Genomic DNA, 6508 nt, shown 5'->3' on the forward strand with positions numbered 1-6508 from the left:
TCCGGCGGGCGGTCCCGTGGCTCACGGGCGGCTCCCGCTGTCAGTGGGGCGTGGCAGGATCGGGGACGTGGCAGAGACAGCATCGAAGAAGACCCAGAAGACCTCCGGCGGCGGCCGTCCCCGGCTGATGCTCATGGACGGGCACTCACTGGCGTACCGCGCGTTCTTCGCGCTGCCCGCGGAGAACTTCACGACCGCGACGGGCCAGCCGACGAACGCGATCTACGGCTTCGCGTCGATGCTGGCGAACACGCTGCGCGACGAGGCGCCCACCCACTTCGCGGTGGCGTTCGACGTCTCGCGCAGGACCTGGCGCTCCGAGGAGTTCACGGAGTACAAGGCGAACCGCTCGAAGGCCCCGGACGAGTTCAAGGGCCAGGTGGAGCTGATCGGGGAGCTGCTGGACGCCATGCACGCCCCGCGCTTCGCGGTCGAGGGATTCGAGGCGGACGACGTCATCGCCACGCTCGCCACCCAGGCCGAGGCCGAGGGCTTCGAGGTGCTGATCGTCACCGGGGACCGCGACTCCTTCCAACTGGTCACCGAGAACACGACGGTGCTGTACCCGACGAAGGGCGTCTCGGAGCTGACCCGGTTCACCCCGGAGAAGGTCCTGGAGAAGTACGGGCTGACGCCGGCCCAGTACCCGGACTTCGCGGCGCTGCGCGGCGACCCCTCGGACAACCTGCCGGGCATCCCCGGGGTCGGCGAGAAGACGGCCGCGAAGTGGATCAACCAGTTCGGTTCGTTCGCGGATCTGGTCGAGCGCGTCGACGAGGTCAAGGGCAAGGCCGGACAGAACCTGCGCGACCACCTGGAGTCGGTGAAGACGAACCGCCGGCTGACGGAACTGGTGCGCACCGTCGAGTTGCCGAAGACGGTGGCGGACCTCGAGCGCGCGCCGTACGACCGCAAGGCCGTCGCGATGGTCCTGGACACCCTGGAGATCCGCAATCCGTCGTTGCGGGAGCGGCTGCTGGCCGTCGACCCGGGCGCGGAGGAGGCCGAGGCGGCGGGCCCGGTCCTCGACGGCGTCGAGCTGGACGGGGCGGTGCTGGGCGCCGGCGAGCTGAAGCCGTGGCTCGCCGAGCACGGCCTGCAGGTCCTGGGCGTGGCCACGGTCGACGCATGGGCACTGGGCACGGGGGCGGTCGCCGAGGTCGCGCTCGCGGCGGCCGACGGGGCGGCGGCCTGGTTCGACCCGACGCAGCTGGACGAGGCGGACGAGAAGGCGTTCACGGAGTGGCTCGCCGACCCCGCCAGGCCGAAGGTGCTGCACAACGCCAAGGGCGCGATGCGGGTCTTCCCCGAGCACGGCTGGTCCGTCGAGGGCGTGGCCATGGACACGGCACTCGCCGCCTACCTGGTCAAGCCGGGACGGCGCACCTTCGCGCTGGACGCGCTGTCGCTGGAGTACCTGGGCCGGGAGCTGGCGCCGGCGGCCGCGGCCGACGGGCAGCTCGCCTTCGGCGCGGACGAGGGCGCCGAGGCCGAGGCGCTGATGATCCAGGCCCGTACGATCCTCGACCTCGGCCAGGCGTTCGAGGAGAGGCTGCGGGAGGTCGGCGCGGCGGACCTGCTGCGCGACATGGAGCTGCCCGTCTCCGCGCTGCTCGCCCGCATGGAGCGGCACGGCATCGCGGCGGACCGTGCGCACCTGGAGGCCATGGAGCAGATGTTCGCGGGCGCCGCCCAGCAGGCGGTGAAGGAGGCGTACGCGGCGGCCGGGCACGAGTTCAACCTGGGCTCGCCCAAGCAGCTCCAGGAGGTCCTCTTCGGTGAGCTGGGCCTGCCCAAGACGAAGAAGACCAAGACGGGTTACACGACCGACGCCGACGCGCTGGCGTGGCTGGCGACCCAGACGGACAACGAACTGCCGGTGATCATGCTGCGCCACCGGGAGCAGGCGAAGCTGCGGGTGACGGTCGAGGGCCTGATCAAGACGATCGCCGCGGACGGCCGGATCCACACCACCTTCAACCAGACGGTCGCGGCGACGGGCCGCCTGTCCTCGACCGACCCGAACCTGCAGAACATCCCGGTGCGGACGGACGAGGGCAGGGCGATCCGGCGCGGCTTCGTGGTGGGCGACGGCTTCGACTCCCTGATGACGGCCGACTACAGCCAGATCGAACTTCGGGTGATGGCGCACCTGTCGGAGGACGAGGGCCTGATCGAGGCGTTCACCTCCGGTGAGGACCTGCACACCACGGTCGCCTCCCAGGTGTTCGGCGTCGGACGCTCGGCGGTGGACGCGGAGATGCGGCGCAAGATCAAGGCGATGTCGTACGGGCTGGCGTACGGCCTGTCGGCGTTCGGCCTGTCGCAGCAGCTGAACATCGAGGCGGCGGAGGCCCGTGCCCTGATGGACACCTACTTCGAGCGTTTCGGCGGGGTACGGGACTATCTGCGCCGGGTGGTGGACGAGGCGAGGGCGACGGGGTACACGGAGACCCTCTTCGGCCGCCGCCGCTACCTGCCCGACCTCAACAGCGACAACCGCCAGCGCCGGGAGATGGCGGAACGCATGGCGCTGAACGCCCCGATCCAGGGCACGGCCGCGGACATCGTCAAGATCGCCATGCTGAACGTGGACCGGGCCCTGCGGGAGGCCTGCCTCATGTCCCGCATGCTCCTCCAGGTCCACGACGAAATCGTCCTGGAGATCGCCCCGGGCGAGCGCGAGAAGACGGAGGAAGTGGTCCGCCGCGAGATGGCGGGCGCAGTCCACCTCAGGGCACCGCTGGACGTCTCGGTGGGCGTCGGCGGGGACTGGGAATCGGCGGCGCACTAGCCTCCGCGCCGGTGGCCGGTGGCCGGTGGCCGGTGGCCGGTGGCCGGTGGCCGGTGGCCGGTGGCCCGTGGCCCGTGGTCTCCGGCGTGTGGTCTGTGGCGTGTGACGGTGGGGGCAGCCGGGGCGCCCGGGTCCCGTGGGCGGGCGGCGCCCGGTCAGCCGGTGCCCCGGCTCCACCGCTGCGGGGAGACGTCACCCGGGCGGCCCCCGTGAAGACGCCGTCCCGTCGGGGCCGGCGTACAAAGGCGGCCATGGGTATACGCACGTCCCCTCGCCGGAAGGCGACCCCCGTGCCCGCCGTGTTCGCGGCTCCGGTGTCCTCCGTCCCGGCCTACGCCCCCGGCGCGAGCACGGTCCGTCTGCCCGCCTCACACGGCTCGGCCCGGCTCCTCGGATGCACCGTCCGGATCTGCCAGGGCCTCCGCACCGTCCGGACCGTGTTCGTCCCGCGCATCAGGGCCCTGTCACCGGCCGCGCCGCACCCCTCCGGCCCCGTCGGCGCCGGTGTCCGCCCCCGGCCTGCCCGCCCGCCGGGCGTCGCTGCCGCCTTCCGGGTGCGCGCCGTCCTCGCCCGGGTCCGGGAGAAGGTGCATGGACCGGCGGCCCGCCGCGGCTTCCCGGGCCGCCCCGTTTAGGCGGCGGGTGGCGGGTGGCGGGCGGCGGGCGAGGGGACACCGGTCGGTGCGGTGCCGTGCGGGCGCCCGGGGCAGCGGCGTCCTCCGGGTGCGCGCCGCCTGAGTGGCCGGCGGCGGGTCAGCGGCGGGGCACCGGCCGCCGTGGTCCGGTGCCCGCCCGGTCATGGCCGGACGTGGCCGGACGCCATTTTCTGACCCCCGCCGAGTACAGCGCCAGCCCGACGAGGAGACCCGCGCCCGAGCCGAAGCACACCGTCGGGATCAATTCCCACGGCTTCGCGGTCGCCCCCCAGTAGTCCCACCAGCGCGACGCCCGCTGCACCGCCCCCGCCACCGTGCAGCCGCCGATCACCGCGCCCGCCAGCCACCGGTCGGCCCGCGACAGCACCGGCACCCCCGGCACCCGGGCCGATCGGGCCGGCGTCCGCCGCAGTGCGACCGTCACGAACACCGCGATCCCCACGGCCGCCAGCGCCGAACTCCCGTACTGCAGGTACCAGAACAGCGGCGCGCCGGCGAACTCCCGCCCCAGCACGGGAAACAGCAGCACCCCCCACCGGTCGTGATGCGTGAACGCGTCCCACACGACATGCGTCAGCGCGCCCAGTGCCGCGGAGACATACCACCGGACGGCCGGCGCGGGCGAGAGCCGTCGCCGGGGTGCGCCACAGCGCACCAGGACCGCGACCCGCCCCCGCACCGCCCGCGGCACCAGCGCCACCAGCGGCTCGCGCAGTACCAGCCACGCCCCGGCCAGGGCCCAGGCGATGAGCACGTCGACCGTGAACACCCCGGCGAAGGAGTGCGTGACCGTGCCGAACTCCATCGCTCCGGGCACCACGCTCGCCGTGAAATAGGTCATGTCGGGCGCGAACGAACCCGCGACGAGGACCGCGGGCACCAGCCGCCCCCGGCCCGACCCGTCGTTGCGCACGGCCGGGAGCACGGCCGCGGCGTGGCTCAGAGTGAACGGCAAGGTCGGCCCCCCGCGGCAGATGCTGGCCGGGTACAACCACCCGGCGATCACAGACGTCCAGTATGAGGGACGCAAGAAGAGGGTGAGGTGCTCTGTGGGGCTCGGCACCCGGGCCGAGGGCGTATGGCCAACCGGTGAGAACCCGGCACCAGCAGGTGCCCGGGCAGGGGAAGTTGTCGTAGTGTCACTGGGTCGCCGCGCCGGGCGCGGCCGGACACGGGCATCAGCACAACCGCACACGCAGGGTCGTCGACGGGAGGGATTCGCTCAATGGCGGCGCATTTCGGCAGGAGGCTGCGCAAGGGTGCGGCAACCACAGCGGTGGCCGCGGCGGCGGTCGCGGCTCTGGCCGCGTCCCAGGCTCCGGGAGTGACCACCGACGACCAGGGCAGACGGACCACCGGCGCCGAGGCCACGCCCGATGCCGACGACACCGGCGCGGGCCGGGGCGGCGACGACACCGCCACCGGAAACGGCGGCTACTACACCGATCTCCCGCCGCTCAACAGCCCCACCGACCCGCCCGCCGCGAGCACGGGCCCCACCACCGACACCTCCGGTGAGGCCGGCATACCCGCCACCGTCCTCGACGCCTACAAGAAGGCCGCAGCGGAGATCCGGCAGTCCAAGCCGGGCTGCAACCTGCCCTGGGAACTCCTCGCCGCGATCGGCAAGGTGGAGTCGGGCCAGGCCCGTGGCGGGCGGGTCGACGCGAACGGCACGACCTACTCGAAGATCCTCGGCCCCGTCCTCGACGGCAACGGCTTCGCCCGCATCAAGGACACCGACCACGGCGCCTACGACGGCGACAGCACCTACGACCGCGCGGTCGGCCCCATGCAGTTCATCCCCTCGACCTGGTCCTGGGCGGGCCGTGACGGCAACGGCGACGGCGTCAAGGACCCCAACAACGTCTACGACGCGGCCCTCGCCGCCGCCCACTACCTCTGCCGCGCAGACCGCGACCTGTCGGTCCAGACCGACATGAACGCCGCCATCCTGGGCTACAACAACTCGCAGGCGTACCTGAACACCGTCCTGTCCTGGTACGAGTACTACCGCAAGGGCACGCACTCCATCCCGGACGGCTCGGGCACGCTCCCCTCGCACCACAGCGACGCCACCTCCGGCCCCGACACCACGCCCACCCGGCCGCCGAAGAAGCCCGCGAAGCCCACCACCGGCGGCCCTGCCAAGCCGAGCACGCCTCCATCGTCGCCCGGCAAGCCCACCAAGCCGCCGACGCCGCCCCCCACCAGCACCGACACCGTGGACCACCTTGCGGACGGCGGCACCGGCGGTCTCTCGGCCATGGCGGGCGACACGTTCGACCGCGACATCGTGGTGAAGGCCGTGACCAAGGCCGGCAAGGCCGTGCCGAAGGTCCGCGTCCGGTTCGTGATCAGCGGCGACACGGACGCCGCCTTCACCGGCGGCGAGAAGGCGGCGACCGTCGTCACCGACAGCGCGGGAAAGGCCACCGCCCCCGCGCTCGTGGCCGGCGAGAAGACCGGTGCCTTCGTGGTCCGCGCCCTCGTCGTGGGCCGCACGGTCACCGGCCTCGCCTACACGGCGACCGTCACCGAGCGCCAGGCCGATGCCCTCGCGCGCACCAGTGACACCTCGCTGAGCTGCACTCCCGGCGGCGAGTTCGCCGACCAGGTCGAGGTGAAGGCCACGTACAAGGGCGCCGTCGCGGAAGGTGTCGCGGCCACGGCGACCCTCGTCGAGACGGCCGACGACCCGGCCGAGAACGACAAGGGACCCTATTTCAAGGACGCCGACGGCAAGACCGTACGTACCCTCACCGGTCTGACGACCGACGCCGACGGGCTGTTGAAGCTCCCGAAGCTGTACGCCGACGACACGACCGGCACGTTCCTGCTGCGCGTCACCACCGCGGGCGGCGCCACCTTGACGGTCGAACTGACGGTGGCACCGGCCACGACCCCGCCGGCCACCACCCCACCGGCCACCACCCCACCGGCCACCACGCCGCCGGCCACGACCCCGCCGGCCACGACCCCGCCGGCCGCTCCGTCGGCGGGATCCACCTCCTAGGGCGGCCAGGTCCGCCCGCACACGACGGCGGCGCCCCTCCTC

The 6508-nt window shown here is 73.0% G+C and carries 4 protein-coding genes; 3 read left to right on the plus strand and 1 reads right to left on the minus strand.

The window, feature by feature from the left end; translation table 11 throughout:
* Positions 1-67 precede the first annotated feature (67 nt).
* The gene (polA, locus tag ACFSL4_RS03965; RefSeq protein WP_381078512.1) at positions 68-2794 is read left to right on the plus strand and encodes a DNA polymerase I; all 2727 of its coding nucleotides are present in this window, start codon (positions 68-70) and stop codon (positions 2792-2794) included.
* A 251-nt stretch (positions 2795-3045) separates the two neighbouring features.
* Positions 3046-3429 (plus strand): hypothetical protein, encoded by a 384-nt coding sequence (locus ACFSL4_RS03970; RefSeq protein WP_381078516.1) that lies wholly within the window; start codon positions 3046-3048, stop codon positions 3427-3429.
* A gap of 118 nt (positions 3430-3547) precedes the next feature.
* Here the strand turns inward: ACFSL4_RS03970 and ACFSL4_RS03975 are convergent, their stop codons facing one another.
* Positions 3548-4405, minus strand: coding sequence for a DUF4184 family protein (locus tag ACFSL4_RS03975; protein WP_381078519.1), 858 nt, complete (start codon positions 4403-4405; stop codon positions 3548-3550).
* Between the two features lie 270 nt (positions 4406-4675).
* On the opposite strand from ACFSL4_RS03975, the gene ACFSL4_RS03980 reads away from it, so the two are divergent.
* The gene (locus ACFSL4_RS03980) at positions 4676-6466 is read left to right on the plus strand and encodes a lytic transglycosylase domain-containing protein (protein ID WP_381078522.1); all 1791 of its coding nucleotides are present in this window, start codon (positions 4676-4678) and stop codon (positions 6464-6466) included.
* Positions 6467-6508 lie beyond the last annotated feature (42 nt).

The sequence above is a fragment of the Streptomyces caeni genome, assembly GCF_042678285.1.
Lineage (GTDB): Bacteria > Actinomycetota > Actinomycetes > Streptomycetales > Streptomycetaceae > Streptomyces > Streptomyces caeni.

Excerpts from the sequence above, each read along its gene's own strand:
- ACFSL4_RS03970 (WP_381078516.1), top strand. The coding sequence starts at position 3,046 with ATGGGTATACGCACGTCCCCTCGCCGGAAGGCGACCCCCGTGCCCGCC.
- ACFSL4_RS03980 (WP_381078522.1), top strand. The coding sequence starts at position 4,676 with ATGGCGGCGCATTTCGGCAGGAGGCTGCGCAAGGGTGCGGCAACCACA.